The sequence below is a fragment of the Desulfonema magnum genome (genome assembly GCF_017377395.1).
GTDB classification, from domain to species: Bacteria; Desulfobacterota; Desulfobacteria; order Desulfobacterales; family 4be13; genus Desulfonema_C; species Desulfonema_C magnum.
Genome location: NZ_CP061800.1, coordinates 6,377,073 through 6,402,352 on the forward strand (window position 1 = coordinate 6,377,073; position 25,280 = coordinate 6,402,352).

Sequence of the window (25,280 nt, forward strand, 5' to 3'; positions counted from 1 at the left end):
CGTGAAACTTCGTGACTTCGTGTCTTAGTGGCAAGAAAAATAGCCACAAAGACACAAAGGAACGCAAAAAATGAAAAAGTATAAAGAATTATCGCCTATTGAAGAGGATATTGCTAAAAAGATTGTCAATGCGGCTTATAATGTTCATAAAGCACTTGGCCTGGGGCGTCTAAATTCACTCCGATTTCTTGACTGCTTTTTGGACCATCCCTCTGACCTAAAAAAACTTTATCCGCATGCCGCCTCTGAAATCTTAATTTCCGGGAGCGATTCAGCTCGATTTTCCAACTCGGTCAGGGGGCCGGTTATTTTTTTACAATTACTTGAAATATTTATATTTATAATTTTTTTTGCTCGTTTTTCGGACTCCGGAATAAACTCAGAATTTTCTGCTGTTTTATCCGAGAGTATTTCAAGACTGCCAGGGTTTGCCAGGATTTTACGACGTTGTTTGGTTAAAGAAAATAAAGACTCTGAAAATTCTTGTTGCTCTCTGAGACTGATATTCATGACTCTTCGGGCATCTTCTCTGGTCAGTTCACCACACATGGCGGGCATGCGCAGAGCTATGCGATTGGCGTCTTTTATCTCTCCGGTTCCATGTTGCTTTGAAACTGCGAACAGAGACTCTATATTATCAGAAGTTATTGGCATTCCTATATTTTCTAATTTAAGCTCCTTGGCAATTATGATATGTTTGTCTAACCAATTAGTAAAACCTGTACGCACAGATGATCGCGGAGGAATGGCTTCAAGCAGCTTTTTACTTTCTTCATAAGTTTCCAGGTTAAGCCCCTTAGTTTTAAGTATTTTCTGGCATTCTGAAAGAGTACCTGAGTCGCGAAGAAAACATTCTATAAAATTTCTGCACCTCGGAATCTGATCAATGCCTGCTCGCAGCTTTGAAAGGACGGATCCCTTTGGGGCACGACCTCTCGGAGAATGTCTGAGCAACTGAGCCGCCCAATTCACCAGGCGGCGGAGGTTCATAAATCTTGATTTTGTTGAAACCTTCGGAGGTGCAAGACAGGCAAGAACAGTCTGTTTGAATTTTTTTGAAACTTTACCGACCGCAGAGATAAAGATATCAAACATCGGATGATTCTGATATTCATGTTTTAAAAGATTAGCGACAGTGTGTGATATATCGTCAATGCTGACACTGGGAAGGCCTTGTTCCGCCAAAAGCCTGGTAGCTTTGGCAAGGTCTGTTCCTCCGTCTTTGAGATATGCTACCGGCATTCCCCCGATACCGATAACTTTTTTCAAAAAATCAGCTATGGCCTCACCAGTCCAGGATACTGCTACTGAAACAGCAACGCAGTTTACATCTTTAAGAGTAGGAGCGGTTTCATTCAAATCATGATGGTTAGCATTCAATGACAGCAAAGTAAGAATTTTACCTTTTCCTAAGGCAATACTGATATCTATTATATAAACAAAGCCGTTGGAAAACGGATTGCTGTTAATTTCAGCCCCGCGCAGCGGGACGGCATTTCGGAGTCTTGCTACGGATAATCGGGTGACCCAGTTAATAATTGTCTGAACACATGGGACTTTTGTTATTCCCAAGTAATCAGCAAGAACTCTGAGAACTCTCGGTACCGCTCGGAAACTTATATGAGCAACTATAAAAAGCTTCAAACAAATATAGATAAGTTCTTCTTTGTTGTGAACAGGCTGAGTATTTTTCTGACGTTCTTTTTCCAGTTGTTTTCTGGCTTCATCGGCATCTTTCTTGTATTTATCACGCTCTTTTTTAATACGGCGCTTTTCTTTTTCATGATAACGTGCATTCTTGCCACGTTCAATCGCTTTTTTCTTCCAGTTATCTCTGCTTTTTATCAATTTGGACTTTGAACTCATAATAATCCTCGTAATTTTATTAATATTGACATAATAGTATGGTAAATATGTTAAAATAACAATCAAACTATATATTATCAAGATGAATCTATAATTGATTACATGAAGAGGTCCAAATTGTAGTTAAAAAAATTAAGCCAAAAAGGCTGTTTTTAGACGCCCCACACTTGGCCCTGGTTTATTGGAAAAGGTTTATGAAGTATGTATGGAACATGAATTGAAAAAGGCTGGTTTAAATGTTAAAAGGCAAACAGACATCCCCATAGTTTACGACGGATTAACCTTTAAAGAGGGACTTCGACTGGATATTTTGGTAAATGAATTGGTGATTGTTGAACTTAAAGCCGTTGAAACCTTGAACAGACTATGGGAAGCTCAAATATTAAGCCACTTAAAATTAACCAGACTCAACTTAGGATTTTTAATAAATTTTAATGTACCATTGATTAAAGAAGGGATAAAACGCTATAGAATATAGATAATGTTACAAAGGCATGAACACACAAAGTAACACAAAGAACTTGGTGAACTTTGCTGTCTTCGTGGCAAAAGAATAGCCACAAAGAGACTTCGTGAAACTTCGTGCCTTCGTGTCTTCGTGGCAAAAAAATAGCCTCAAAGAGACTTCGTGAGACTTCGTGCCTTCGTATCTTCGTGGCAAAAAAATAGCCGCAAAGCCATAAAAGAAGCACAAAGAGACTTCGTGAAGCTTCGTGCCTTCGTGTCTTCGTGGCAAAAGAATAGCCACAAAGAGACTTCGTGAAGCTTCGTGCCTTCGTGTCTTCGTGGCAAAAGAATAGCCACAAAGAGACTTCGTGAAGCTTCGTGCCTTCGTGTCTTCGTGGCAAAAGAATAGCCACAAAGAGACTTCGTGAGACTTCGTGCCTTCGTATCTTCGTGGCAAAAAAATAGCCGCAAAGCCATAAAAGAAGCACAAAGAGGCTTTGTGAAACTTCGTGACTTGGTGTCTTAGTGGCAAGAAAAATAGCCACAAAGCCACAAAGACACAAAGGAACCACAAAGAGGCTTTGTGAAACTTCGTGACTTGGTGTCTTAGTGGCAAGAAAAATAGCCACAAAGACACAAAGACACAAAGGAACCCACAAAGAGGCTTTGTGAAACTTCGTGCCTTGGTGTCTTCGTGGCAAAAAAATAGCCTCAAAGAGACTTCGTGAGACTTCGTGCCTTGGTGTCTTCGTGGCAAAAGAATAGCCACAAAGAGACTTCGTGAGACTTCGTGCCTTCGTATCTTCGTGGCAAAAAAATAGCCGCAAAGCCACAAAAGAAGCACAAAGAGGCTTCGTGAAACTTCGTGCCTTCGTGTCTTCGTGGCAAAAGAATAGCCACAAAGAGACTTCGTGAAACTTCGTGCCTTCGTGTCTTCGTGGCAAAAAAAATTAGCCACAAAGCCACAAAGGAGTAAAAAGAACTTTGTGTATGAAGTAACTATCAGAACATATTCAGATGAAGCAAAATTCATCACAGAAAAAAAGATTGTATCAATCGCTTATTTAAGTTACAAAATCTAAAGCATTGACCTTTCCAGTATTGAAATTAACATGCTGTTTATATTGAGTTTACATAAATTAATCTCATGAAAATGCGTTTGAAACCAGCTTATATTTTAAGAATGCGAATCTGTAGTCAGACACTCGGATTTAAAATTTTTCTTGGCATACGACGGACTTCGTGATATACTGTACAAATATACGGTTCGGAAATATATGTCCGAGCCTCTGACCGCCCTGATTCCGGGTGCCGATATTATAAGGAGGTTCTTATTATGACAACGAAAACCGCTGAGGAACATTTTACCGAAGAAATGCTTCGTGCCGCCGAGGAGTTCGGAAAAATACTCCGCCCGTATTTCCGCCGGATGCCTGATGAGGATATGGAAACCCTTCTTCTCATCAGCATGGCGGTATTTCTCGGAGCGGACAATGTTTACCAGGTTATGCAGGTGCTCGGACTCCCGAAAACCGCCACCTATGACCGTGTTAAAAACGTCAGTGTTTACTGCTGGCGTAAGTTCCTGCAGAATCACCTTTACAGCATCGCTGTTCCTCTCCTGCGGGAGAGGCTCACCATGAGCGATGCCACAAAAAGCCGGGACGGACTGATTATGGCAGTCGATGACTCCGTGATTGCCCGTATTGCCACGGAACTCGGCTATGTATGGAAATGGTGGAGCGGCCAGCTTAAACGCGTGGCGAACGGGCAGAACGTGATCGCTCTGATTCTGGTAATCGGCGACATTATTCTCCCTCTCGACGTGCGGATAGTCTCCAAACAGGGCAGGGGGCTTAAAACCAAGCCTGAGATATATGAGGAGATGCTGAAAGCCGCCGAAGCAAAATTCGAAGCCGCGGGCATTGACATCAGCCGCCTCGGAACTACAGGTGATGCGGCATATTTTTCTCAGGATATCGCGGCATTCTGCCGCGGTGAATGTTCGGAAGAAGCCTCGTCCGAATCGGATGCGTCAGCTACAGACACCGGCCTTGCGAACGAAGATGCCGAATCGTCCGATCCCGCACTCTTACTGACTCTTACCGGAATTTTCCGCGGCAAGGACAACTACGTCTTTGAAATTGACGGAGAAATCCGGAAGGCCGGCCAGTGGCGGAAAAATTTCAAAGATCGTCTTACTCCCGGATGGGGAACAGACGGACAGCCGGTGTATCGAACCGAAGCAGTAAGCGAAACCTTCGGCGAGGTTATTCTCGTCTTCTATATTCCGAAGGGGAAACGGGCGGTCAGCTACCTTATTATAGCAGGACGACCTCTGCGTAGCAGCGAGGCACTGCATGCCTTCGCCTTCCATCATCGCATCGAAGAATTCCGGAAGCTCCTCAAAGACACTCTCGAACTGGGAGCAATGCATCTCCGAGATCGGAAGGGGGCTCATGCCTGCGTCGGCGTCAAAGTCATCGCATACCTCGTCGTCAATATGATGAAGCAGAATCTGAGGAAGCTCCGACGCTTCCGAAATGTGACCATTAACAAGTTAGTCAGACTCTGCCCGAAGTTCGTTGACGTCCGAAAAATTTTCAAAGAGCATTTTCAGAGTATTATTCCCAATAATCACACGTTGGATAAGGCTTTAGCGTGATTTCAGAAAGGTCAAAAGCAGATATTCTGAGGATTGTATAATGGGTTTATATGTGTTGGTTCTTTGCGGACTGCTGATAGTTTTGGTATCCGTAATAAAACAATGGAAACTTCTGTTGCTGCTGGTGCTTCTTTTTGCAGCGAGCGCGGCTGTGTTATTATGGTACAGTATGTCAGAAAAGGGGGGCGGCAGTGGTAATATTCCGGCAGAAAAAGAAATAGAGAGTGTCCATATCCTTTACGGAACTGAAAAAAAAGGACTTTTGAAAGACCCCGAATTTCAGGAAATTCTGAGAAAAAAACATGGGATTGTGATCAAAGGGACAAAGGCGGACGGATTTGAAATTTCAGAAAGCGATATTCAGGGCATTGACGGGATTTGGCCATCAACTGATATTGCAGCACTTTTTTTCAAAAAGCAGCACCCGGATGCACAGTACAAAACCGGCAACATTTTTCATACGCCTGTTGTTTTCTATTCCTGGCCTGAAGTGACCGACACCCTGATCAGACAGGGCATTGTGGAAAAAAGAAAAAATCTGTATGCTGTGACCAACATGAAGAAACTTCTGGAAATGGGGAATCGGACCTGGGAATCCCTCAGACTCTCGGGACAGAATGGCCTGATTATTATTCAATCCCCGGATCCGGGTAAAAGTAACGCAGGTTTTCTCATGGCCGGACTGACGGCTGCTGTTCTGAACAATGAAAACATCGAAGGTCATTTGTCTGAAATTCAAAAAATTTACAAGCGGATGAAACCGCTCGAGCCCTCGCCTGACACGCTTTTTAACAGGTATATTAAGCAGGGGCGCTGGGCATTTCCGCTTATTTCCGCGTGTGAGAATCAGATTATTGAATTCTACCACGCTTTTCCCAACTATCAGAATAAGATCAGGACGCAGGTTCGTGTGCTGATTCCTGAACCAACAGTTTTGAGCGAACATCCCTTTCTCGCTTTGACAAAAAAAGGTGAGTCGCTCCTGACCGCGCTTCAGTCCCCGGATATTCAGAAACTTGCATGGCAACGGTTTGGCTTTCGGTCCGGTGTCGAAGGGATTGACAATGATCCGGGTGAACTGGAAAAAATTGGCCTGACAGGACAGATTAGGTCCCTTATTTCTCTGCCATCCCCGCAAGTGATGGACGAAATTATAGCCATCTTGGAAAAGAATGACGAAAATAAGGAATAGTATCTCTGAAATATAACATTACCCGATGTCCGAGGCATACATATTCCGTTTATTCAGTCCTCCTTAAAATTATAAAAATTCTTCAATGTCAGAATATAATGAAAGGAAGACGTTCATTGATTTATAACCTTAAATAAATTAATACGGAGGTGTAAAATGACAAAAAAAAATTATGAGATTAAAACAGCATGTCCCCAATGCGGATGCAGTGCAGTTTCTCATCTTACGGCCGAGGAAATCAGGAAAAAATTCGGCGATGTGCCGAATGTGGAAATGGAATGCGGCGCATGTATGATGAAATATTCAACGCCTATGGAAACAGCTTGTCCCGAATGGGACAAAGAATGTAAGATGAAAAAGGAGGGATAAAAAAAATGGCAGCTTACGATTTTAGTGCAGAAGAAATATTTACAATGGCTGAACAGATTGAGCGAAACGGGGTAAAATTTTATCGGACAGCAGCGGAAAAAGTTGATGACGCGGATTCCAAAGCGCTTCTCATGAGGCTTGCTGACATGGAAGTTGAACACGAAAAAACATTTACCTCTTTAAAAGCTGATCTGTTGGACAAAGAAAAAACTTCAGCTATTTTCGATCCCCAAGGCGAGGCAGAACTTTATCTTCAGTCTCTTGCGGACACTCGTGTTTTTTTTAAGAAAGAAGACGATTTCTCATCCATGAAGGAAATTCTCAAATCAGCAGTGGAAGCAGAAAAAGACTCCATTGTCTTTTACCTGGGAATGAAGGAAGCCATACCGGAGAAACTGGGAAAGAACTTCATAGATGCAATAATCAAAGAAGAAATGGGGCATATCAGACTTCTCAACGGGGAACTGATTGCGCTCAAAAAGTAGTTTTAAGTGTTAGGTGTTAAGGTGTTAGGGTGTTAGGAATGGGTGATATATTTTGTTTTCTTAACACCTAGCACCTAACACCCTAACACTTAACACCTAACACTTAACACCTGACACCTGACACCTGACACCTGACACCTGACACCTGACACCTGACACCTAACACCCCATCTATCTCCTGACCCGAGTCTCACCTGTCAATTTTAATGGAAGTGTTGCCGGATTTGAGGCGATTTCATTGCGTGAGTTGTATGCTGTAACCCGAATATCGTTTTTACCGGGAAAAAGTGTGACACGCTTTGACACCCGAATGACTGTTTTGGGATTTTTCTTTACGATTCTTTTCCCTTTCACATTTTCGGCAACATCCACAGTTACGCCGTTAATTTTCCATTCCAGTTTGCCAATACCGCCCCCCTGGTCAGTCAGTTCGACGACCACTTCAACATCCTGCTGTGACAGAGTGTTTTGTATTTCCGGAGAGACAAAAGCCACTTCGGGCGGAGCACCGCCAAAAAGAACTTTCCTGATATCAGTCCCGGGTGCGGCCTTATAAATACGTCCCTTTGAAGCCCCCCGGAATTTGGCTGAAACCAAATCAGGACGGTAAAACACACTGTAAAACTGATCTATGCCATACACATTGTCTCTGATACGGAGATTCAGATACTTGTCTCCGTGAGAGGAGGAATTGTAAAACCCTTCAGGGGTGACAGCAATCCACTCATCGTTTTTAAAAGCAACAAGCCGGCAGATTTCTCTTGTAGCAGAGATATTCCATAATCGGATGGTCATATCCTTGCTTCCTGACAGGGCGAGTTTGCCGTCCGAACTGAACGCCACGGAATTGACACAAAACAGGTGTCCTTTAAAATAACGGAGGTTCCTGCCAGTGGACACGTCCCACAGTCTGAGGGTCTTGTCATTGCTTCCTGACAAAGCAAATTTTCCGTCAGGACTGAACGCTACGGAGCAGACACTGTCCGAATGTCCTCTGAAAGCCCGGACTTGTTTGCCAGTTGACACGTCCCACAGTCTGAGGGTTTTGTCGTTGCTCCCTGACAGGACAAACTTGTCATTCGAACTGAACGCCACGGAACGGACGCTGTCCGAATGTCCTTCAAAAGATCGGATTTCTTTGCCCGCGGACACGTCCCACAATTTAACCGAGGTGTCAAAGCTTCCTGACAGGGCGAATTTGCCATCTGAACTGAAAGCAACAGCGTTGACCATGTACGAATGCCCCCTGAAACACCGAATTTCCCGTCCTGAAGAGATATCCCACAGCTTAAGCGTGCGATCATAACTTCCTGAAAGTGCGAGCTTGCTGTCCGGGCTGAACGCCACAGACATCACCCTGTCCGAATGTCCCCGGAAAGAGCGGAGTTCTCTGCCAGAGGCCACATCCCACAGTTTAACCGTGGTGTCATGGCTTCCTGATAACGCAAATCTGCCGTCCGGGCTGAAGGCCACGGAAGTAATCAGATCAGAATGCTTTTTAAAGGATCGAACTTTTCTGCCTGCGGAGATGTCCCATAAATTCAGGGTTCTGTCATTATTTCCTGACAGGATGAATTTGCCGTCCGAACTGAATGCCACAGAAGACACAGCACTCGAAGGGCCTTTGAAGGAGCGGATTTCTTTGCCTGCGGACACGTCCCACAGTCTGAGGGTGGCGTCATAACCTGCTGATAACACAAGTCTGCCGTTGGGACTGAATGCCACGGATTTGACAAGAGCGGTGTGCCGATGAAAAGACCGGATTGCCCTGCCGTTGGATATCTTCCACAGTTTAAGTGTATTGTCTGAGCTTCCTGATATTGCAAATTTGCCATCAGGGCTGAACCCCACAGAAAAAATTGCATCCGAATGTCCTCTGAATGTTCGAATTGCCGAGCCTCTCCTTACGTCCCATAACCTGAGTGTCTTGTCATCACTTCCTGATAAGACAAATTTGCCATCAGGACTGAAGGCCACTGAATTGACAGCAAGCCGATGTCCTTTGAATGTTCGGACTGCTTTGCCTGTGGAGATATCCCATACCCTGATGGTTCTGTCATGACTTCCTGAAACCGCAAATCTGCCGTCCGAACTGAATGCCACTGAAAATATCCGGTTCGAATGTCCGTTAAAAGATCGGATTTCCCTGCCTGTGGACACATCCCATAGTTTTACAGCCCTGTGAGCGCCTCCTGAAAGCACAAAGCGACCATCCGGGCTGAAGGCCACACAAGTGACAGAAAATGTGTGTCCTCTGAAATAACGGATTCTTCTGCCTGTGGAGATATCCCACAGCCTGATGCTTTTGTCGTGACTTCCTGACAGCGCAAATTTGCCATCAGGACTGAAAGCCACACAGGTGACAGCTTTTGAATGTCCTCTGAAAGAGCGGATTTCCCTGCCTGTGGAGACTTCCCATAATTTAAGGGTCATGTCATAACTTCCTGACAGTGCAAATCTTCCATCAGGGCTGAAGGCTACAGATGTAACAACATCCGAATGTCCTGACTGAACAAACATCTCAGCTTTTCCATTCGTCCATGTGGTAATTTCCCACGGAGGAACATGGCCATGCTTTGATTTGTGAGTATCCTGCTGAACCCAGTATTCACCGGAGCAATCTTTCTGAAAAAAATTGAAGACACGGGTCAGGGGATTATAACAGCCTGTCAGCCCAAGTATTACGGTAATGATGCACAAGAAAATAAGCACACTCTGTTTTTTTTGAAAGCCCTTTTTCATTTCAAATTTCTCCTCATTTTTATTGAAAATTCGTTAATAAGCAATTTTCTTTTATAATCAGCCTTATTTCTCCAAGAGTGCTTCTGCATTATTCATCTGCTCGCGCTGTAAAAAGAAAAGTCCCAGCAGATTAAACCGGGCTTCCGCATACGAAAGGTTGAATTCACCGAGGCGTGTCAGTGTGATCATACCTGCCCGATAATGTCCCCTGGCATCTTCATAGTTTTTTTCAGATAATTCGACAGCTTCTCTTTGCAGCCGGATGCGTTGCTCCAGGGATCGGATATTGACACCGATTTTCTCAACTTCGCCGGCCATGGCCTTTTTGGTTTTACTCACATTTTCCTTTGCTTTCCGCATGTCAGCCTTTGCCGAGGCTGTTCTGGCCCGGACAAGGCCCCCGTCAATGATGTTCCAGCGGGCCTGAATGCCGATATTCCAGGACTCATCCATATCATCTGGTTCTTCGCCGCCGGATTTACCTGAAGCCATCAGCAACACCTCCGGCAATTCTTCACCGCGGGCAATTTCATAATTCAGGCGGGCCGCGTCCGCTTGGGTTCCTGCGGATTTTATATCCAGGATATTTTCCGCGGAGAGCAATGCGTTAAGTTCACTCAGAATGTCTTCAAGATTCGGCGTGTCTTCAAGATTTCCTTCGGGAATAAGAAGCTCCGCATCGCCTGACCTGCCAATGGCAAGATTAAAATTAATCAGCGATTCCCGGTATGAGGCTTCGCCGGATTTCAGTTCGTTTTTTGCAAAATTAAGGCTCAGTTTTGCCTGACGGACATCTAAGGATGTCACCATGCCTGCTTCTCTGAGATCCTGTGCATCTTCAAGCTCGGTCAGTCTCTGTTCCACCCTGTCTTTCAGAATATCAAGCGCTGCTTTCTGATAAAGCACGGTGTCAAAAGCCATCCGCACCTGTTTCCTGATGTCTCTTTTGCCGGAAATTTCCAGAAGATCAGCCTGATTGTTAAGATTTTTCTCAAGGTCCCGGACTTTCCCAATCCGACCCCCTGCATAGAACAGCTTGCTGATTTGAATCTCTGCTGAAATATCCCTGTCAGGAGAAGGAAACATGGGGTTTTCGGGCGCGTTGTCGCCCATTTCCAGATATCCCGCGTTCCATGTGACCCGGGGTTTGCTAAAAGCAGTGTTTTGTTCTCCGCGGGACCTCAGCGTTTTTGAGGATTCCATTATCATGCGTATGGCTTCCGAGTCTTTCAGAGCATATTCCACAGCCGCTTCGCGTGTGATGCCAATGGCAAATGTCGGGATCAGATACAACAGAATAATAGTCGCAAAAATTTTTTTTATCATATTTTCCCCAATTCAGTGATCAGTCGCCAGCTTTCAGTTTTCAGCCGTAGCATGATCCGTTAATTTTTTTCTGGCTTTTATAAAGAAGCTATGCTATAAAGTATAATTATTATTTGTCAAGTGTTCATTCTCATTTTAGGATGAATTTCTGTAATGGAAGGTTCAGTCACAGCTTCTTGTAACATGCTATAATTATTAATACTTAAAAAAACAGATATGAATATCATGTGTTAATTATTTCAGCAAATTATTGGAATGCTTTTCAGAATTTAAAGATAGCTTATGACTGACGAATTCTTAATAACCAAAAGTTTTTTTTTATGTATAAAGAGAAACTCCCTAAAAATTGCCCTCCAAAAAATGCACAAGAAAATACAGATGATTTGATTCTGTTTAGAATTTTTAAGGGAGGGCATTTAGAAGAACTAGAATTTAAGCCATATAGCAGAGAATTTCCAGATAACCCGAAACTCCAAAAGCAGTGTCAAGCGTTTGGTGTATCATTTTTTACAACTTTTGAAAGAGCTTTGGATGTATGCAGAGAATCCTTTGAAAAGAGAAATAAAAAATTAGGTAACTTTATAGCAGAGATAAAATTGAAGCCAGGAGTCGGGAAGTATAAAATCACTCCCAAGAGTGGGCATTGCAACGTGTGGTTTTATGATAGCTTTAACATCCTGAAAGACGTGGAGTTGCTAAACATAAGGGAAATAGAACTATGATAGAAGCAAAATATAAAATCCAGATAAATCTGTTTGAAGATACAGAGGTCATTGAAATTCTTGACTTTGAAGAACTTCCGATTTTATATGTTGAAACTGATACTTCGGCTTCGTTATATCTGAGTTATTTGGATAAATTCATTGATGAAGATATTGAGCAAAGACTTGTAATAAAAATCAGTGAGGATAGACTGAGAAAAATCAGAGAGGGGCTGCTTTCCGTAAGATCTGCTTTTGAATCACCGGAAACCAAATTCATTTTTATGATTCATCTGAATCAGAAAAACGGAAAAGTGGAGAATATTTATTTATTACCAAACGAAGTATTCCAAAAATATAATACAATAGATGAAAATTATTATTTATCTTATGAAGAAGATGAAGATGATGAATGCGGGCAAGATGAAAATATCAATATCCCAGGATTCTTTTCTGATGTTGATATTGAATCGCTATTTGATTCCAATAAAAAAAATTATCCCACTATTAAAGCCCCTTATTATTACGGAGTTGGCGGTGTCTCAAATTATGGAGGCGTATGAGCCTTATACAAAATTGTTGCAAACCTTATGGCCGGAGATCATACGCTCCGGGGCTTATAAATCTTTTTAATTTTTGTTTGCTTACCGAGAATAGAGGAACAATATGTCCGATAGAGAACACACCGATGAGATGATTAAAAGAAGACTGTCTGCATTTATAGCCGAACAGAAAAAGCTAGCCGAACCTGTTTCGGAAGATAAGCGAAAGAAAATAGCCGAAAAACTGAATACGGTATATGATGTCTTTCTTGAGAATTACGAATTTAAAGAAGGGCAGCTTGTAGAATGGAAACAAGGGGTAAAGAACAGAGTTCGCCCGCGTCTGAGAGAGCCTGCAGTTATCATAAAATTGTTGGAAACACCTGAATTTGACACTGAAAAAGATGCTGGTACTCCATACTTTAAAGAGCCTTTGGATATGATTATCGGTGTTTTAGAGGAGGATGAAGACAATCTTCTTTTTTTCCATGTAGATAAAAGAAGATTCAAACCTTTTGATGGTGAGTAAAATTTTCAGTTGAAATAAGTAAAAAAAGTACAGGGAAAGAGTATAAGAAGGGAAATTTTTTTCTTTTCTTATCCGGTTTCCCTGTACTTTTTGATTTTCTATATAATAAAAAATGATACAGATAACTCGTGTCAAAGGAGAAGAAATTGGCAGAAAGCACGACATTCACTGATGAAATGAAAACGGACATAAGAAAAAAAAAACTATGGCCTTATGGCGAGGCAAATAAAGTATTAAAACGGCATGACTATAATACCGATCATATTTATACATTTGAGACCGGCTTCGGACCTTCGGGATTTCCCCATATCGGAACATTTGGCGAGATTGTAAGAACCGAATTTATTATTAATGGTCTGAAGGACGCGGGATTTAAAACAAAACTGATTGCTTTTTCAGATGATCTGGATGGGCTGCGCAAGGTTCCCGAAGGTATGCCGGAATGGCTAAAAGAGCATCTTGGAAAACCCGTGTCCGCAATTCCTGATCCCTACGGAGAATGCTCGTCCTTTTCCGAGCATATGAACAGCAAACTCAGAAAACTGCTTGAATGGATGGGCATTGAGTACCAGTTTAAGACATCAAAAGAGTGTTATGAAAACGGCGATTTTGACGAGGCCATCAAAATATTGTTAAGCAATTACAAGATGCTTGAAAAAATCATCGCTCCCACGCTGTCCAAGGAAACATTGGAAAACTGGTATCCGTTTTTTCCTTTATGCGAGAAATGCGGAAGTGTTTTAACCACCGTTGTAAAAGAAGTAAATTTGGAAGACTACACGGTCCGATATGCATGTACAAAAACACATGGGGAAGTTCAGGGATGCGGATATGAAGGCTGGCAAACCGCGCTCGGGGGTCACGGAAAAATGACCTGGCGCGTGGACTGGCCCATGCGGTGGTACGCTTTGGGCGTTGATTATGAGCTGTATGGCAAAGACCTTATTGAGTCCTTTAAGATTGGCAAACGGATTATGAATCAGATATTCCGGACAAAAGAGCCGGAAAACATGTTTTATGAAATGTTTCTGGATGAAAACGGCGCAAAGATTTCAAAATCAAAAGGCAAGGGGCTTACTGTTGAGGAATGGCTGAAATATGGCACAATTGAATCGCTTTACCTGCTGATGTACCGGCGGCCCCGGAAGGCCAAAGAATTATCATTTAACATCATTCCTTCTTATGTGGATGATGTGACATCGCTTTCCGCAAATTATCACAGCAATTCTCATCCGGAAGAGCATGATTTTAATTTCATCACACGCTTTCAGGGAAAAGAAAAAACATTCCCGGGCATCAGTTATATGCTGATATGCAACCTGATGACCGCGCTGAAATCCGATGACAAGAAACTGATAAAGAACTATCTCTCCAAACAAAAGGAACTCACGGAGGAGGATATCGAAAGTGATTTTCTGAATGATATGATTGAGAAAGCTTCGAGATACTATCATGATTTTGTCACCGCGAAAAAGCCCGAATTTGAGCTTTCCAATGAAGATATTTTTCTTATGGGTCAGTTTGTGGGACTGCTTTACACAGAATTAACCTCTGAGGAAATTCACAACGCAGTTTACACCATTGCGCGAGACAACGGCAGAAACCCCCGGGATTTTTTTAAAATCATATATCTTGTTTTTATCGGACAGGACAGAGGCCCGAGAGTGGGAACATTTGTCAAAATGATCGGTCAGGAAAAGACCATTGAAATAGTAAGCAACGCGATAAAATCCTTTTTGTCGGCCGAATCAGTCTGACACCTTCTCGTTCCCAGGCTCCTGCCTGGGAACGCATACCCCGAGGCTCTGCCTCATGCAGCAAGACGAACAAATAAACCAGCTAAAACCAGCTAAAATTTTCAGCCAAAATGAATATGCAGTGCTACATCACAGAAGCTGTCGGAAACTGTTGAAGCAGATTCTTTCTCGTTCCCAGGCTCCTGCCTGGGAACGCATACCCCGAGGCTCTGCCTCACGCAGCAAGACGAATAAATAAACCAGCTAAAACCAGCTAAAAATTTCAGTTAGAATGAATATGCAGTGGTACGTCACGGAAGCTCCCGGAAACTGTTGAAGCAGATTCTTTCTCGTTCCCAGGCTCCTGCCTGGGAACGCATACCCCGAGGCTCTGCCTCACGTAGCAAGACGAACAAATAAACCAGCTAAAACCAGCTAAAATTTTCAGCCAAAATGAATATGCAGTGCTACATCACAGAAGCTGTCGGAAACTGTTGAAGCAGATTCTTAATTAAGAATCATAAGTACCTGTGCAAAAGTTTTTTATATATTTTTTTTCTGCGAACTGCGGAAAAACCCGGCTTTTTCCTTCACGGGCGTCGGGTCATTCCGGGAAAAAAGCCGGGTTTCTTCCCGGGCAAATATAAAAAACTTTTGCTCAGGTACCTTTTTGCCTGAGAAAGGACCTGATTATAACGGATTTAGGGGATGCCAGCCAAGCCCCTAAATCCGTTATAATGGGTGTGTCCCACCTTTTACATGGAGAGCAGATTCCAAATATTGACACTTCGGCCACACTCAGTAGATCGAAAAGTTTCCGGACTATGAGCGGTGCGGCAAAGAAACCCGGCTTTTTTTCAGGACGGGACGCTCTCTCCCGCTGGAAAAAGCCGGGTTTCTCCCCCATACGCATCAGGCTAAGGATTTTTATGATTCCGGAACGCCCGAAAATAAAGGTTTTGCCTTTCGGCCGTCGCCCGGTCAGTTTCAATGAAATCAGAATGTTATGTCCTTAGCCTGATGCGTATGGGTTTCTCCCCCGCCCGCCGTGTCTGCCTGGTGACAGCCCGAAAACTTTTCGATCTACTGACACTGCAATCCGCCGGAAGTTTCAGCCACTTCTGAGGGACTGATCTGTGTGCGCTTTCCTCCTCCCCCGAACCGCTCGGATACCCTTTCTCTCTGAATTCGTTGTAATTCAGCGCATCATAAAATCGGTTAATGTAGCCGATTAACCGCATCGGACGGTCATTGGAGGTTCGTGCGTATTCTTCTTCGAGTTCTCTTTTTACTTCTCCGACCGCTCCGTTGCTGAGTGTTTCCAAACGGAGTCTGACCCGCTTCCCCTTTTCCTTCTTGCATATTCCCAGCGCCTCAGCGGTTTCATACAGATGATATTTCAGATGGGATTTGTCCGAAATAAACTGCATACCGGGGAACGGCCTCTCCAATTCCTCTTTTAGTCCTCTCGCCGTCTGTGATGTCGGACGAATAATACTGAAAAACGGCGTACCGAACCCGGATCATCATCGTCCGAAGAATTACTCGGAAAAAAAAAGACGGAACATGGCGGATAAAAAACTTTTACTACGGAATTGCCTCCGGCCTCGGACTTTCCGCAAAAAAGCTTTACAGGTTTTACCATAAGAGACAGTGCATCGAAGCCGGATTCCGGGAACTGAAAAATCACCGGCATCCGGAAAGGCTGCCGTTTCAGAACCTTAAAGCCAACGAATTTTGGTAAGAGTAAAATCATGGCAATGACTCTCTTTTTCCGGATTTAGGTTAGCGGGCTTCATTCCCACACACACCTGGATCGCTGTGATCACATCCTGCAAATCAACATTTCCCGAGCCGTCCGCATCCCCCGAAACCGCCCCGAAACAGTTTGCGGCAAACACCATCGCCGCAAGCCAGACTGCCATGCAGCAGAAAGCACATTGTCTTGTTTTCATAAAAAATTTTCTCCTCTGTACATCGTTTTAAGTTATTGATTTTACGTTCCCAAGTTCTGATGATGTTCATGCGTGCATATGTGGTCAGCATGTCATCATCAAAGCTCCTTTCTTTGCCTTTTGTCTGTTTTTGAAATTTGATGATCATCTTACCATGAAAATACATTCTGAAAAACCAGGTTTTTTATCTGTTTTTACTAAAAATATTTTCATTCATAATCAAGGATAAGGAACCCCGCTTCTTCATGAGCCTTTAATCATCAGGGATATTCAAACCCAGTTCTTTCAAAACAGCCTGAATGTCTCGGACCGGAATATTTTCATTTTTCGTTTTCGCATAAAGGGTCAACAGGTAAATATCGCAGTTTTTGTCATCAGCGTAACAGACAACCCGATAACCGCCGCTCTTTCCTCTTTTCATGTCAGAGGAGGCGGCTCTGATCTTGAAGACTTTATTGTATAATCCGGGTATAGGGACACCTGACACACCGCTGCTTTCCATATCAGATAGCAATTCGCTGAGATCGTTTTTAATATTCGGGTATTTTTTTCTGAGCTTTTTCAGCTTGCGTCCGAACGGTTCGGTAATAATGATTTCATATTTCATCCATTACCTCCCGCCAGTGTCTGCGGTCAACCCTGCCATCCCTGACGGCTTCCAGCCCCTCCAGAATTTCCTGTCCCAGATTTTCCGTATCGTAATATTCCTCTTCAAGCTGCTTTCTTAGGCCGGTGATCAGCTTTTCCAATTCGATTTCAGTGCTGTGCTGTATTCCCAATGCTCTGAATGTTTCTTCTTTTCCAATAAGTGTGGCTTTTAAGAGCATAATTTCCTCCTTTTAAAAAAAATGAATAAAATCTGTAAGATTTCAAATTTCTGGCAGTCTCTTTTTTCCCGATTTGAATAAGCTCCTGACTGGCAACGGTCTTGTCAAGCGGGGTCATTTGTATTATTTTCCCAACCTTCTTCAGCGTCGGTTTTGAAAACCATTTTAAAATAGCATAACTCAGCAGTGTTGTCAGCTTTTTTGTTTCCTGTTCCAGCCAACATGACAGTATGATTAATTTTTTGAGATATCCGCTATGGGAAAAACCAGGGTTTCTCGCCGAGGCGAATGCCCTCCCATTTTTTCAATCAGGATTCAATCCGCCGACTCCCGCCCCCAGTCAACCTTATGATAAATATCTTTCAAAAAGAGTTCGTGCTGAATCGTCTGGAGAAAAACGGATTCTTCAGGAGTTTTGGACACAGAATACAACCATTTGTTCTCCTCCTGTTTGTGATAAATCTCAACCATCGGTTTGTGCTGTGCGACCAGGACATATTCCTGAAAAGAGGGCAGAGACCGGTAATATGCGAACTTGTTGCCCCGGTCAAAACCCTCTGTGCCCGGAGACAGCACCTCGATGATCAGCACAGGATTTTTGATAATATCGGTTCTGTCCTCGGAAAACTCAATCTCCCCGCACACCACCATCACATCAGGATACACGAACACATTATGTTCGGTGATGTCCAGCTTCATGTTGCTGTCAAATCCCACGCAGTCTTTGTCATCAATGCCCTCTCCGATTCTTCGGATCAGATTGAAGCAGATAACGCTGTGATTGCGGCTTCCCCCTGCCATGACAATGATCTCGCCGTCATAAAACTCGCTTTTACCATTGGCCTGATCCTCGGCTGCGAGATATTCTTCCCGGGTGTAATGTGTTTCCTTTACGGCTGACCGTCCCATTTACCTTCTCCCTTGTATATCATTTATGTTCAATGTTGTAGGAAGTGTTGAGCGTCGTTCCTCAACCCAATCTGCACAACTAATTTTTTCAATGAGGACTCAATCCGCTGACTCCCGCCCCCACTCAACCTTATGATAAATATCTTTCAAAGAAAGTTCGTGCTGAATTGTCTGGAGAAAAACGGATGCTTCAAGGCTTTCGGACACAGAATACAACCATTTGTTTTCATTCTGTCTGTGGTAAATCTCAATCATCGGTTTATGTTGTGAGACCAGAACATATTCCTGCAAGGAGGGCAGAGACCGGTAATATGCGAATTTGCTGACCCGGTCGAAAGTTTCCGTGCCGGGAGACAGCACCTCGATGATCAGCACAGGGTTTTTTATAATATCGGTTCTGTCTTCGGAAAATTCAATCTCCCCGCACACCACCATCACATCAGGATACACGAACACATTATGTTCGGCAATATCCAGTTTCATGTTGCTGTCAAATCCCACGCAGTCTTTATCAGCAATCGCATTCCGAATCCCCCAGTTCAGATTTAAACAGATAACGCTGTGGTTGCGGCTTCCCCCTGCCATGGCAATGATCTCGCCGTCATAAAACTCGCTTTTGTCAGCGGCCTGATCCTCGGCTGCGAGATATTCTTCCCTGGTGTAACTTGTTTTTTGTAAAGCTGTCTCTCCCATTTTTTCCTCCGTTTATCATTGTACAGCTACATGATTAGATCGAAAATTTTCTATTGACTCGATGATCAAGTTTTTTTGACCTGCTTCGAAAGGAATGACGGAAAAAACTTGAACATCGAGTATTGAGGCGGTAAGTACCTAACCATAAGTTTTCGATATTTACCCGGGAAAGAAACCCGGTTTTTTCCCGGAATGATCCGCCTCCCGTGAGGGAAAACCCCGGGTTTCTCCGCCGTTCACAGAAAAAAAAGATGTATAAAAAACTTTTGATCGGGTACTTAATTCAGATCAGTTCCGGCTTTTACAGATCAGCTTTTCCCAGGGCATTTAATACCAGCGTGATGGGCATATCCTCCGCAGTTTTTCCGGCAAAATGGATAGGCCCCGGTCTTCTGAAATGATCCTCACCTGCAAACGCCCCGAGCCATTTTTCTCTGAACGCCTTTACCACCTGAAACGCCGGGGAATTTATATCCACCACGCTCTTCTCCAATACAAGGGTGAGTTTTCCTTTTCGTTCCTCAAGACGCATCAGCGGGGCAATGGGAATTCCCAGAGGTTCCCATTTGGAAAAACCCTTCTCAAGATTTTTTATGGCTGCCATCTGACCGGTTGCGCCATTGGCAATCAGACTGAAAACCGTGAGTCCCAGATTATAGGTGTAAGTGGAGTCAAAGAGCGTGGGATCATTCCCCCGGCCGTCATAACCGTAAAAATGAGGCTGGGTCTTGAATTTGGGAACAGACTGCTTATAAATTTTTTCCACAGGACCGGGAATCTCCTCACCTTCCTGAATGACACCCTCCTTTACCATAGTCTGTCTGAGCGTTTTCACAGATATGAGAGACGGTTTTACCAATAAAAATCCGCCATTCTCATAGTTCTCGAACAGGACAGGCCCGAAAATATCCGGATTCAGTCCTCCTTTTTCAAGGGTTTTTCTGTAATACGCCCTTTCTATTCCGATCTTATAAATCCCTTCTTCTCTGAGGGTATTCAGATGGTCTTTCACCAGCCCCATCAGAACCTTGTCCGTCTCAACCTGTGAAAATTGAAAATTTCCGTGGCTGTCCCTTTCGATGAGAAGCCCTTCCTGGAAAAACGCGGGAATATCACTGAACAGATCATCATCACGGGTGTTCCATATGGAGAATATCCCTTCCTCACGGGAACGCCTCGCAAGCTTCCGCAGATAATCCAGCTTATCCTCAAGCGTGGGAAAATCCGCATGAAAATCCGTGTCATGGGTCTGATTGTACTCCGCGATAATGGTGTTCAGCTTTGTGATAAACACCTGTATCTCATTGATAAACTCCAAAACCCCTTCGGGGATTACGATCACGCCGTAATTTTTCCCCACAGCAGCCCGCCTGACAATGCCGTCACATATCACACGGGAAAGATGACGAAGCGTCATCCCATAAGCCGTATAATCCACCGTGCCTTGTTTTTCCGCGTTCTCGATTCTGCTTTTATCCATATAGTCCGCAAGGTCCTCGCCAATAAGGGTGATATTCGCATGGGTCTGCAACGCTACTTCGAGGGCCAGATGGCTCGCCACTCTTCCCATGACCTTGCAGATGTGCCAGTATTTGACATCAGAACTGCTGTCTGTGCAGAGATTGCTGATCTCATTGGCAAATGCTCTTGCCGCGGTGTGAAAACCAAAGGACATGGCGCATAAGACCTCTCCGCTCACGTCTCTGACCTGTATATCTCCGTCAATGGTTTTGGGAACGCCGATGACCTGAACCCCGTCATCAAACATCTCCTGGGCCAGAAAAGCCGCGTTGGTGTTGGAATCATCCCCTCCCACAACAACAAGTGCGTCCAGATTGAGGGCCTTGCAGGTCTCTTTTGACAGAGCCATCTTCTTTTCCGTATCTATTTTTGTCCGGCCGGTTTTGATCATGCCAAAACCGCCCAGGTTCCGGTATGAATCCACAATGTCCTGAGTCAGCTCAATGGTCTCATTTTCAATGATTCCGTCAGGACCGAGCAGAAAGCCGAAGATTTTGGTGTCAGGATTGGCTTTTCGGGCCGCGTCAAAAAGCCCGGCAATCACATTATGACCGCCCGGGGCAGGGCCTCCTGAAAACACAATGCCGATATTGCGTTTTTTCTCATATTTCTCTTTAAAACCATTGTCAGGAGAATCTGCTCCCTCAACGGCCTGCACCTTGTTTTTTATAATCTTTGGCAGTTGTTTTTCCGCTTCCTTGTCAATAACAAACTTGTAACGGTCATCATCCTTTAAAACAGTATAGTCACCTGAAAATATATCACATTTTAAAGGCACATATTTTCTTCTTTCGATCAGTTCCTGGTTCACATTGTCGGTTGCCTTCAGGACCTCCGGATGTTTCAAAAGGTCTTTAAGACGGACGGAAATTTGTTTTGCCATAATACCCTCCATTTAATAGTTAAAGATTATTACGGATTCTTAAAATTAAGCTACTGATTTTCAGGAAATTTGTCAAGATTTTTAGCAGGGCGGAGCAATAGCTGCACAAAGGAAAGAAGTACTGAATTTACGTTTTGACAAAACATCTGAGAGGCCAGTATTTCCTTGACATTCATGCAAATTCGTTGCATATTTTTATCGCAAGTTATTTCGGTATGTAACAATTCATAATCATTATTACAGGGGAAACTGCGACAATCCCCGCAAATAAGGAGTTAATCAGATGAAATATGACAGGATAACAGCTCTGATGTGCCTGCTTTGTTTTTTGGGATGGGGAACAAATGCCGTGGCATCCGACCCGCTTTCCATTTTCGTAAGCATTGTTCCGCAAAAATATTTTGTGGAAAAAATCGGAGGAGCGCGTGCCGAAGTGTCGGTAATGGTGAGTCCCGGAGCCAGTCCCGCGACTTACGAACCCAAACCGAGACAGATGGCCGCACTTTCCAACGCCAGGATATATTATGCAATCGGCGTGCCGTTTGAGAATGCATGGCTTAAAAAAATTGCCGCTGCCAACCCTGATATGTTTGTGGTTCATACTGAGGAGGGAATTGAAAAAATTCCCATGAAAGCGCATTTGCATGAGGAAGAAGAGCATCACGATGACCATGAAGCAGATGAAAAAAAACATCATCACGGAAGCACCGACCCCCACGTATGGCTCTCCCCGCCTTTGGTCAGGATACAGGCGGACAACATTCTCAGGGCATTGCTGACTGCTGACCCGGATCACGGCACGATATATGAGGCCAATCATAAGAAATTCGTCAGAGAGATTGAGAAACTTGACGCTGAAATCAGAAGCGCATTCTCGGGAAAAGGAAAAAAGCCCCAGTTTATGGTCTTTCATCCTTCATGGGGCTATTTTGCCCGCACTTACGGGCTGGAACAAATTCCTGTGGAAATCGAAGGGAAATCGCCGAAACCCTCGGAACTTCAGCACTTCATTCGATATGCGAAAAAACAGGGCATTAAAATGATTTTTGTCCAGCCCCAGTTTTCAACCACAAACGCCCGGGTCATTGCCAGGGCCATTGGCGGACAGCTCGCTTTTGCGGATCCGCTTGCTCCGGATTGGGCGGATAACCTGCGAAAAGTAAGTGAAAAATTTAAGGCAGCATTGAAGGGAAGGCAGTAATGAAGAAACCTGTTATAGAAATTCAAAATCTTTCTTTTTCATACCGGGGTCATCCTATTTTAAAAAACGTAAATCTGAAGATCAATGAAAGAAGCTTTGTTGCCATGATCGGCCCCAATGGGGGCGGAAAAACAACGCTACTCAAGCTGATGCTCGGACTTTTGGAGCCGGACAGCGGAATCGTAAGCATTTTTGGCGAATCACCTCAGCACACCGCACACCGCATCGGCTATGTGCCACAGGAGATCGGTATCAACAAAAGCTTTCCCATATCGGTCATGGATGTGGTACTCATGGGAAAACTGAGAACCGGAAGGGGCTGGTCAAGGCATTCACGAAACGACAGGAACGCCGCGGAAAAGGTCTTAGAAGAACTTGAAATGTGGGAACTCAGGGACCGCCGCATCGGAGAACTTTCAGGAGGACAGCGACAAAGGGTGTTTATTGCCAGGGCACTTGTGAATGATCCTGAAATTCTCTTTCTGGACGAACCCACCGCGAATGTTGACTCAAAGGGACAGACCGAATTTTATGAGGTTTTAAAGAAACTGAATGAAACCGCCGCGATCATTATGGTCAGTCATGAACTCATGGTGATTTCCAGTTATGTCAAGTCTGTGGCATGTGTGAACGAGAATGTTCACTATCACAATGCCGCGGAAATTACCGAGGAAATGATTGATATGTTCTGCTGTCCTGTGGAACTTGTCACCCACGGAAAAGTGCCTCACCGGGTGCTGCGAAAACACGAGGATTTTTAAATATGTTGGAAGCTCTTCAGTTTGAATTTATGAGAAATGCACTTTTCGCCGGTATCCTCGCCAGTGTGACTTGCGGCATTATCGGAACCCTGGTTGTGGTCAACCGGATTGTATTTATCTCAGGCGGAATTGCCCACGCGTCTTACGGCGGCATCGGGCTTGCGTTTTTTTTCGGTCTGCCTTATATGTTCGGAACCTTGGGATTCGCGCTGCTGACAGCCATGATAATGGCGGCTGTCACGTTAAAGAAGAGACATCGTTCCGACACTATCATTGGGGTTTTATGGGCCGTTGGAATGGCCCTCGGGGTGATTCTTACGGATCTGACGCCGGGATATAATGTTGACCTGATGAGTTATCTTTTCGGAAGTATTCTTACGGTTCCCAATGCGGACCTCTGGCTGATGCTGGGACTGAGCATTGTGATCATTCTTATTACCGGATTCTTCTACAATGATCTCCTTGCCATGTCTTATGACGAGGAATTTGCCAGAGTGAGAGGCGTTCCTGTAAACTTTCTCTATTTCCTGCTTCTCGGAATGATCGCCCTTTCCGTGGTGATGATTATCCGCGTGGTGGGGCTGATTCTCGTTATCGCTTTGCTGACGATTCCCCCCTATATTGCAGAAAACTATTCAAAATCTCTTGCCAAAATGATGCTTGTTTCCGCACTGCTGAGTATGGCTTTTACTGTGATCGGGCTTTGGCTTTCTTATATGTTTAATCTCACTTCAGGCGCAACAATTATCATGGTGGGTGCGGCAGGTTTCTTTATCTCGGTTCTCCTTGACCGTTTTAAACGGAAAAAGTGATTGGTAATTTGTGATTTGTGATTTGTGATTTGTGATTTGTGATTTGTGATTTGTGATTTGTGATTTGTGATTTGTGATTTGTGATTGGTGATTGGTGATTGGTGATTGGTCGCTGCTCTGGCTTTCAACTTTGTTGTGACTGGCCCGGTCGCAGCCAAGTATAACGAATTTAGGGAGGCCGAGCAAGCCCTGTAAGGGCGGCATATTTGTAGCAACAGGTTTGCAAGCCCCCGCAAGCCCCGTGGGAGCGGCATATTTGCAGCTTCTTCGTGACGCGAAACGTCTGTACTGCACTCCCACGCTTTGCGTCACTGCCATTAAGTTAAGGAGCATCAGAAGTGACAAAAACATTTTCCGGCGAGGATGCGAAAAATAATTTTCGCACTCCGGAAGCTTAACTTAATGGCAGTGACGCAAAGCGTGGGAACGAGGTCGTTCAGGGCTTTTTCCATCTGCTGATACTCGATAATCAGATTTTTTCTGTCATTCCTGCGAAAGCAGGAATCCACTGTCTCCGGATTCTTAAAATCTGCGGAAAACGGATTCCTGCTTTTTTCTGTCAATATTTATATGGTCAACGGAGAACTGGCAATGCTTCTTGAGTCGGCATCGCAGAAAACCATTGACAAGCTCTTACAATTGAAACCGCAAAAGGTCATTGTGCTGGACAAGCTGTTTGAAAACAACGACCCGTTGAAAACAAATACGGCCCTGCAAATTAAAATACCCACACCCGTTGGCACATACAATCCTGACTGGGCTGTAATTTTCAATAACGACAAAAAAATTTATTTCATAGCGGAAACCAAATCAGCAAAAGATTCAGACAAGCTGAGAAAAAAAAGCAACTGAAACTCGATGTTCAAATTTTTGCTGTCATCCCTGCGAAAGCAGGAATCCACAGCTCTCGGAACGCCGCATCTGCCAAAAATAGATTCCTGCTTTCGCAGGAATGACAAGCTTTTTGTTCGAATCGGGTCAAAAAAATTTGATCATCGAGTGAAAATAAAATGCGGGAAAAAGCATTATGAAATATTTGAACAGGTTGAATATAAACAGATAACCAAACTCAGGGAACTTGCTGATGTTCAGAAAATCGGGAGCAAGTAAGGGGGAAT

26 protein-coding genes are annotated in these 25,280 nt (G+C 44.0%); 14 read left to right on the forward strand and 12 right to left on the reverse strand.

The window, feature by feature from the left end; all coding sequences use genetic code 11:
- Positions 1-228 precede the first annotated feature (228 nt).
- The gene (locus tag dnm_RS24325) at positions 229-1,866 is read right to left on the reverse strand and encodes a hypothetical protein (RefSeq protein WP_207678195.1); all 1,638 of its coding nucleotides are present in this window, start codon (positions 1,864-1,866) and stop codon (positions 229-231) included.
- 205 nt (positions 1,867-2,071) lie between these two features.
- On the opposite strand from dnm_RS24325, the gene dnm_RS24330 reads away from it, so the two are divergent.
- Positions 2,072-2,344 carry a GxxExxY protein gene (locus tag dnm_RS24330; RefSeq protein WP_207679482.1) on the forward strand — a complete coding sequence of 91 codons (273 nt, stop codon included), beginning with the start codon at positions 2,072-2,074 and terminating at the stop codon, positions 2,342-2,344.
- On the opposite strand, the gene dnm_RS24335 is transcribed toward dnm_RS24330, so the two are convergent.
- Positions 2,313-3,257 (reverse strand): hypothetical protein, encoded by a 945-nt coding sequence (locus tag dnm_RS24335; RefSeq protein ID WP_207679483.1) that lies wholly within the window; start codon positions 3,255-3,257, stop codon positions 2,313-2,315. The genes dnm_RS24330 and dnm_RS24335 overlap by 32 nt on opposite strands.
- A gap of 392 nt (positions 3,258-3,649) precedes the next feature.
- On the opposite strand from dnm_RS24335, the gene dnm_RS24340 reads away from it, so the two are divergent.
- The 4 genes from dnm_RS24340 to dnm_RS24355 all read left to right on the forward strand — a co-directional run bounded on the left by dnm_RS24340 (position 3,650) and on the right by dnm_RS24355 (position 7,024).
- A complete protein-coding gene (locus tag dnm_RS24340; RefSeq protein ID WP_207679484.1) occupies positions 3,650-4,978 on the forward strand; it encodes a hypothetical protein in 1,329 nt (442 codons plus the stop codon).
- A 40-nt stretch (positions 4,979-5,018) separates the two neighbouring features.
- Positions 5,019-6,170 (forward strand): hypothetical protein, encoded by a 1,152-nt coding sequence (locus tag dnm_RS24345; protein WP_207679485.1) that lies wholly within the window; start codon positions 5,019-5,021, stop codon positions 6,168-6,170.
- Between the two features lie 156 nt (positions 6,171-6,326).
- On the forward strand, positions 6,327-6,539 hold the full coding sequence (locus tag dnm_RS24350; protein WP_207679486.1) for a hypothetical protein: 213 nt from the start codon (positions 6,327-6,329) through the stop codon (positions 6,537-6,539).
- Between the two features lie 5 nt (positions 6,540-6,544).
- Positions 6,545-7,024 (forward strand): ferritin-like domain-containing protein, encoded by a 480-nt coding sequence (locus dnm_RS24355; RefSeq protein ID WP_207679487.1) that lies wholly within the window; start codon positions 6,545-6,547, stop codon positions 7,022-7,024.
- Positions 7,025-7,195: 171 nt separating this feature from the next.
- Here the strand turns inward: dnm_RS24355 and dnm_RS24360 are convergent, their stop codons facing one another.
- Together dnm_RS24360 and dnm_RS24365 are read right to left on the reverse strand one after the other, a co-directional pair.
- Entirely contained in the window at positions 7,196-9,766 is a 2,571-nt protein-coding gene (locus tag dnm_RS24360; RefSeq protein ID WP_207679488.1) for a WD40 repeat domain-containing protein, read from the reverse strand.
- Between the two features lie 63 nt (positions 9,767-9,829).
- Positions 9,830-11,092 (reverse strand): TolC family protein, encoded by a 1,263-nt coding sequence (locus tag dnm_RS24365; protein WP_207679489.1) that lies wholly within the window; start codon positions 11,090-11,092, stop codon positions 9,830-9,832.
- 320 nt (positions 11,093-11,412) lie between these two features.
- Here dnm_RS24365 and dnm_RS24370 point away from each other — a divergent pair, with 320 nt between their 5' ends.
- From dnm_RS24370 to lysS, 4 genes are all read left to right on the forward strand, one after another.
- Entirely contained in the window at positions 11,413-11,814 is a 402-nt protein-coding gene (locus dnm_RS24370) for a hypothetical protein (protein WP_207679490.1), read from the forward strand.
- Entirely contained in the window at positions 11,811-12,356 is a 546-nt protein-coding gene (locus tag dnm_RS24375; RefSeq protein ID WP_207679491.1) for a DUF6575 domain-containing protein, read from the forward strand. Before dnm_RS24370 ends, dnm_RS24375 begins: the two co-directional genes overlap by 4 nt.
- Positions 12,357-12,459: 103 nt before the next feature.
- Positions 12,460-12,864 (forward strand): hypothetical protein, encoded by a 405-nt coding sequence (locus dnm_RS24380; protein WP_207679492.1) that lies wholly within the window; start codon positions 12,460-12,462, stop codon positions 12,862-12,864.
- Positions 12,865-13,010: 146 nt separating this feature from the next.
- Positions 13,011-14,621 (forward strand): lysine--tRNA ligase, encoded by a 1,611-nt coding sequence (lysS, locus tag dnm_RS24385; protein ID WP_207679493.1) that lies wholly within the window; start codon positions 13,011-13,013, stop codon positions 14,619-14,621.
- A gap of 983 nt (positions 14,622-15,604) precedes the next feature.
- Here the strand turns inward: lysS and dnm_RS24390 are convergent.
- From dnm_RS24390 to dnm_RS24420, 7 genes are all read right to left on the reverse strand, one after another.
- Positions 15,605-16,030, reverse strand: coding sequence for a hypothetical protein (locus tag dnm_RS24390; protein WP_207679494.1), 426 nt, complete (start codon positions 16,028-16,030; stop codon positions 15,605-15,607).
- 291 nt (positions 16,031-16,321) lie between these two features.
- On the reverse strand, positions 16,322-16,555 hold the full coding sequence (locus dnm_RS24395) for a hypothetical protein (RefSeq protein WP_207679495.1): 234 nt from the start codon (positions 16,553-16,555) through the stop codon (positions 16,322-16,324).
- 253 nt (positions 16,556-16,808) lie between these two features.
- A complete protein-coding gene (locus dnm_RS24400; RefSeq protein ID WP_207679496.1) occupies positions 16,809-17,162 on the reverse strand; it encodes a type II toxin-antitoxin system RelE/ParE family toxin in 354 nt (117 codons plus the stop codon).
- Positions 17,152-17,382: a hypothetical protein gene (locus dnm_RS24405; protein WP_207679497.1), complete on the reverse strand. Its 231-nt coding sequence runs from the start codon at positions 17,380-17,382 to the stop codon at positions 17,152-17,154. Before dnm_RS24405 ends, dnm_RS24400 begins: the two co-directional genes overlap by 11 nt.
- 315 nt (positions 17,383-17,697) lie before the next feature.
- Positions 17,698-18,291, reverse strand: a complete 594-nt coding sequence (locus dnm_RS24410) for a Uma2 family endonuclease (RefSeq protein WP_207679498.1) — start codon at positions 18,289-18,291, stop codon at positions 17,698-17,700.
- A 99-nt stretch (positions 18,292-18,390) separates the two neighbouring features.
- Positions 18,391-18,984: a Uma2 family endonuclease gene (locus tag dnm_RS24415; RefSeq protein ID WP_207679499.1), complete on the reverse strand. Its 594-nt coding sequence runs from the start codon at positions 18,982-18,984 to the stop codon at positions 18,391-18,393.
- Positions 18,985-19,285: 301 nt separating this feature from the next.
- Positions 19,286-21,388, reverse strand: coding sequence for a 6-phosphofructokinase (locus tag dnm_RS24420; protein ID WP_207679500.1), 2,103 nt, complete (start codon positions 21,386-21,388; stop codon positions 19,286-19,288).
- A gap of 283 nt (positions 21,389-21,671) precedes the next feature.
- Here dnm_RS24420 and dnm_RS24425 point away from each other — a divergent pair, with 283 nt between their 5' ends.
- The 3 genes from dnm_RS24425 to dnm_RS24435 are packed head-to-tail and all read left to right on the forward strand — an operon-like array spanning position 21,672 to position 24,162.
- On the forward strand, positions 21,672-22,589 hold the full coding sequence (locus tag dnm_RS24425; protein ID WP_246556080.1) for a metal ABC transporter solute-binding protein, Zn/Mn family: 918 nt from the start codon (positions 21,672-21,674) through the stop codon (positions 22,587-22,589).
- Positions 22,589-23,350 carry a metal ABC transporter ATP-binding protein gene (locus dnm_RS24430; RefSeq protein ID WP_207679501.1) on the forward strand — a complete coding sequence of 254 codons (762 nt, stop codon included), beginning with the start codon at positions 22,589-22,591 and terminating at the stop codon, positions 23,348-23,350. The genes dnm_RS24425 and dnm_RS24430 overlap by 1 nt, the downstream gene beginning before the upstream one ends.
- 2 nt (positions 23,351-23,352) lie before the next feature.
- Entirely contained in the window at positions 23,353-24,162 is an 810-nt protein-coding gene (locus tag dnm_RS24435; protein ID WP_207679502.1) for a metal ABC transporter permease, read from the forward strand.
- A 332-nt stretch (positions 24,163-24,494) separates the two neighbouring features.
- On the opposite strand, the gene dnm_RS24440 is transcribed toward dnm_RS24435, so the two are convergent.
- Entirely contained in the window at positions 24,495-24,671 is a 177-nt protein-coding gene (locus dnm_RS24440; protein ID WP_207679503.1) for a hypothetical protein, read from the reverse strand.
- Positions 24,672-24,753: 82 nt separating this feature from the next.
- Between dnm_RS24440 and dnm_RS24445 the strand changes: the two genes are divergently transcribed.
- Both dnm_RS24445 and dnm_RS24450 read left to right on the forward strand, forming a co-directional pair.
- Entirely contained in the window at positions 24,754-25,014 is a 261-nt protein-coding gene (locus dnm_RS24445; protein ID WP_207679504.1) for a restriction endonuclease, read from the forward strand.
- 6 nt (positions 25,015-25,020) lie between these two features.
- Positions 25,021-25,272 carry a hypothetical protein gene (locus dnm_RS24450; protein WP_207679505.1) on the forward strand — a complete coding sequence of 84 codons (252 nt, stop codon included), beginning with the start codon at positions 25,021-25,023 and terminating at the stop codon, positions 25,270-25,272.
- Positions 25,273-25,280: the final 8 nt, after the last annotated feature.

What these genes read in the sequence shown, in the direction of transcription:
- dnm_RS24425 (WP_246556080.1), top strand. Translation starts at nt 21,672, where the DNA reads ATGAAATATGACAGGATAACAGCTCTGATGTGCCTGCTTTGTTTTTTG.
- dnm_RS24405 (WP_207679497.1), bottom strand. Translation starts at nt 17,382, where the DNA reads ATGCTCTTAAAAGCCACACTTATTGGAAAAGAAGAAACATTCAGAGCA.
- dnm_RS24375 (WP_207679491.1), top strand. Translation starts at nt 11,811, where the DNA reads ATGATAGAAGCAAAATATAAAATCCAGATAAATCTGTTTGAAGATACA.
- dnm_RS24330 (WP_207679482.1), top strand. Translation starts at nt 2,072, where the DNA reads ATGGAACATGAATTGAAAAAGGCTGGTTTAAATGTTAAAAGGCAAACA.
- dnm_RS24390 (WP_207679494.1), bottom strand. Translation starts at nt 16,030, where the DNA reads ATGCAGTTTATTTCGGACAAATCCCATCTGAAATATCATCTGTATGAA.
- dnm_RS24365 (WP_207679489.1), bottom strand. Translation starts at nt 11,092, where the DNA reads ATGATAAAAAAAATTTTTGCGACTATTATTCTGTTGTATCTGATCCCG.
- dnm_RS24395 (WP_207679495.1), bottom strand. Translation starts at nt 16,555, where the DNA reads ATGAAAACAAGACAATGTGCTTTCTGCTGCATGGCAGTCTGGCTTGCG.
- dnm_RS24350 (WP_207679486.1), top strand. Translation starts at nt 6,327, where the DNA reads ATGACAAAAAAAAATTATGAGATTAAAACAGCATGTCCCCAATGCGGA.
- dnm_RS24445 (WP_207679504.1), top strand. Translation starts at nt 24,754, where the DNA reads ATGCTTCTTGAGTCGGCATCGCAGAAAACCATTGACAAGCTCTTACAA.
- dnm_RS24355 (WP_207679487.1), top strand. Translation starts at nt 6,545, where the DNA reads ATGGCAGCTTACGATTTTAGTGCAGAAGAAATATTTACAATGGCTGAA.
- dnm_RS24325 (WP_207678195.1), bottom strand. Translation starts at nt 1,866, where the DNA reads ATGAGTTCAAAGTCCAAATTGATAAAAAGCAGAGATAACTGGAAGAAA.
- dnm_RS24400 (WP_207679496.1), bottom strand. Translation starts at nt 17,162, where the DNA reads ATGAAATATGAAATCATTATTACCGAACCGTTCGGACGCAAGCTGAAA.
- dnm_RS24340 (WP_207679484.1), top strand. Translation starts at nt 3,650, where the DNA reads ATGACAACGAAAACCGCTGAGGAACATTTTACCGAAGAAATGCTTCGT.
- dnm_RS24370 (WP_207679490.1), top strand. Translation starts at nt 11,413, where the DNA reads ATGTATAAAGAGAAACTCCCTAAAAATTGCCCTCCAAAAAATGCACAA.
- dnm_RS24410 (WP_207679498.1), bottom strand. Translation starts at nt 18,291, where the DNA reads ATGGGACGGTCAGCCGTAAAGGAAACACATTACACCCGGGAAGAATAT.
- dnm_RS24430 (WP_207679501.1), top strand. Translation starts at nt 22,589, where the DNA reads ATGAAGAAACCTGTTATAGAAATTCAAAATCTTTCTTTTTCATACCGG.
- dnm_RS24380 (WP_207679492.1), top strand. Translation starts at nt 12,460, where the DNA reads ATGTCCGATAGAGAACACACCGATGAGATGATTAAAAGAAGACTGTCT.
- dnm_RS24450 (WP_207679505.1), top strand. Translation starts at nt 25,021, where the DNA reads ATGTTCAAATTTTTGCTGTCATCCCTGCGAAAGCAGGAATCCACAGCT.
- dnm_RS24420 (WP_207679500.1), bottom strand. Translation starts at nt 21,388, where the DNA reads ATGGCAAAACAAATTTCCGTCCGTCTTAAAGACCTTTTGAAACATCCG.
- dnm_RS24415 (WP_207679499.1), bottom strand. Translation starts at nt 18,984, where the DNA reads ATGGGAGAGACAGCTTTACAAAAAACAAGTTACACCAGGGAAGAATAT.
- dnm_RS24360 (WP_207679488.1), bottom strand. Translation starts at nt 9,766, where the DNA reads ATGAAAAAGGGCTTTCAAAAAAAACAGAGTGTGCTTATTTTCTTGTGC.
- dnm_RS24435 (WP_207679502.1), top strand. Translation starts at nt 23,353, where the DNA reads ATGTTGGAAGCTCTTCAGTTTGAATTTATGAGAAATGCACTTTTCGCC.
- dnm_RS24345 (WP_207679485.1), top strand. Translation starts at nt 5,019, where the DNA reads ATGGGTTTATATGTGTTGGTTCTTTGCGGACTGCTGATAGTTTTGGTA.